Source organism: Metalysinibacillus jejuensis (assembly GCF_003057615.1).
Taxonomy (GTDB): Bacteria; Bacillota; Bacilli; order Bacillales_A; family Planococcaceae; genus Metalysinibacillus; species Metalysinibacillus jejuensis.
In genome coordinates, this window is sequence record NZ_QAFW01000101.1 from 1 (window position 1) to 2999 (window position 2999).

Below are 2999 nucleotides of genomic sequence, written 5' to 3' on the forward strand. Positions count from 1 at the left end.
CTCAAAACTGGATAAACTTCATTGTTTTTTGTAAAGTAGTTGGTTAAGTCCTCGACCGATTAGTATTCGTCAGCTCCGTATGTCGCCACACTTCCACGCCGAACCTATCTACCTTGTCGTCTTCAAGGGGTCTTACTTACTTGCGTAATGGGAAATCTCATCTTGAGGGGGGCTTCATGCTTAGATGCTTTCAGCACTTATCCCGTCCACACATAGCTACCCAGCGATGCTCTTGGCAGAACAACTGGTACACCAGCGGTGTGTCCATCCCGGTCCTCTCGTACTAAGGACAGCTCCTCTCAAATTTCCTACGCCCACGACGGATAGGGACCGAACTGTCTCACGACGTTCTGAACCCAGCTCGCGTACCGCTTTAATGGGCGAACAGCCCAACCCTTGGGACCGACTACAGCCCCAGGATGCGATGAGCCGACATCGAGGTGCCAAACCTCCCCGTCGATGTGGACTCTTGGGGGAGATAAGCCTGTTATCCCCGGGGTAGCTTTTATCCGTTGAGCGATGGCCCTTCCATGCGGAACCACCGGATCACTAAGCCCGTCTTTCGACCCTGCTCGACTTGTAGGTCTCGCAGTCAAGCTCCCTTGTGCCTTTACACTCTGCGAATGATTTCCAACCATTCTGAGGGAACCTTTGGGCGCCTCCGTTACTCTTTAGGAGGCGACCGCCCCAGTCAAACTGTCCACCTGACACTGTCTCCTACCCCGCTAAGGGGCATGGGTTAGAAGTTCAGTACAACCAGGGTAGTATCCCATAGACGCCTCCATCGAAGCTAGCGCTCCGACTTCTCTGGCTCCTACCTATGCTGTACAGGTTGCACCGAAATTCAATATCAAGTTACAGTAAAGCTCCACGGGGTCTTTCCGTCCTGTCGCGGGTAACCTGCATCTTCACAGGTACTATAATTTCACCGAGTCTCTCGTTGAGACAGTGCCCAGATCGTTACGCCTTTCGTGCGGGTCGGAACTTACCCGACAAGGAATTTCGCTACCTTAGGACCGTTATAGTTACGGCCGCCGTTTACTGGGGCTTCAATTCGCAGCTTCGCTTGCGCTAACCACTCCTCTTAACCTTCCAGCACCGGGCAGGCGTCAGCCCCTATACGTCACCTTACGGTTTTGCAGAGACCTGTGTTTTTGCTAAACAGTCGCCTGGGCCTATTCACTGCGGCTCTCAGAAGCGTTAACCTCCGAGAGCACCCCTTATCCCTAAGTTACGGGGTCATTTTGCCGAGTTCCTTAACGAGAGTTCTCTCGCTCACCTTAGGATTCTCTCCTCGACTACCTGTGTCGGTTTGCGGTACGGGCACCTCCTGCCTCGTTAGAGGCTTTTCTTGGCAGTGTGAAATCAGGAACTTCGCTCATTCGAGCTCGCCATCACAACTCAACGTTATAGAGTGCGGATTTGCCTACACTCACGCCTTACTGCTTGGACACGCATAACCAACAGCGTGCTTACCTTATCCTTCTGCGTCACCCCATCACTCAAGTGGCAGGGAGGTGGTACAGGAATTTCAACCTGTTGTCCATCGCCTACGCCTATCGGCCTCGGCTTAGGTCCCGACTAACCCTGAGCGGACGAGCCTTCCTCAGGAAACCTTAGTCATTCGGTGGATGGGATTCTCACCCATCTTTCGCTACTCATACCGGCATTCTCACTTCTAAACGCTCCAACAGTCCTTTCGGTCTGACTTCAACGCATTTAGAACGCTCTCCTACCACGCATACCCTACGGTATGCATCCACAGCTTCGGTGAATTGTTTAGCCCCGATACATTTTCGGCGCAGTGTCACTCGACCAGTGAGCTATTACGCACTCTTTAAATGATGGCTGCTTCTGAGCCAACATCCTGGTTGTCTATGCAACGCCACATCCTTTTCCACTTAACAATTACTTGGGGACCTTAGCTGGTGGTCTGGGCTGTTTCCCTCTTGACTACGGATCTTATCACTCGCAGTCTGACTCCCGCGGATAAATCTTTGGCATTCGGAGTTTGTCTGAATTCGGTAACCCGGGATGGGCCCCTAGTCCAAACAGTGCTCTACCTCCAAGATTCTTGCCGCGAGGCTAGCCCTAAAGCTATTTCGGAGAGAACCAGCTATCTCCAGGTTCGATTGGAATTTCTCCGCTACCCACACCTCATCCCCGCATTTTTCAACATACGTGGGTTCGGTCCTCCAGTCAGTGTTACCTAACCTTCAACCTGGACATGGGTAGATCACCTGGTTTCGGGTCTACGACTACGTACTCATGCGCCCTATTCAGACTCGCTTTCGCTGCGGCTCCACTTTCTCAGTTTAACCTTGCACGTAATCGTAACTCGCCGGTTCATTCTACAAAAGGCACGCTATCACCCATTAACGGGCTCTAACTACTTGTAGGCACACGGTTTCAGGATCTATTTCACTCCCCTTCCGGGGTGCTTTTCACCTTTCCCTCACGGTACTGGTTCACTATCGGTCACTAGGGAGTATTTAGCCTTGGGAGATGGTCCTCCCGGATTCCGACGGAATTTCACGTGTTCCGCCGTACTCAGGATACATTCAAGAGGGTATGAACTTTCGACTACAGGGCTTTTACCTGCTATGGCGGACCTTTCCAAGTCGCTTCGCCTACCTCATACTTTTGTAACTCCGTATAGAATGTCCTACAACCCCAAGAAGCAAGCTTCTTGGTTTGGGCTCTTCCCGTTTCGCTCGCCGCTACTAAGGGAATCGATTTTTCTTTCTCTTCCTTCAGGTACTTAGATGTTTCAGTTCCCTGAGTCTGCCTCAACTACGCTATGTATTCACGTAGTTGTACTACTCCATTACGAGCAGTGGGTTCCCCCATTCAGAAATCTCCGGATCAAAGCTCACTTACAGCTCCCCGAAGCATATCGGTGTTAGTACCGTCTTTCATCGGCTCCTAGTGCCAAGGCATCCACCGTGCGCCCTTAATAACTTAACCGAAGTTAGTTACTGCTTTCTCGTTAGAGAAAG

The 2999-nt window shown here is 51.4% G+C and carries 1 rRNA gene; it reads right to left on the reverse strand.

What is annotated here, in order from left to right:
- Window positions 1-39: 39 nt before the first annotated feature.
- A 23S ribosomal RNA gene (locus tag DDE80_RS14075) occupies window positions 40-2967 on the reverse strand.
- Window positions 2968-2999: the final 32 nt, after the last annotated feature.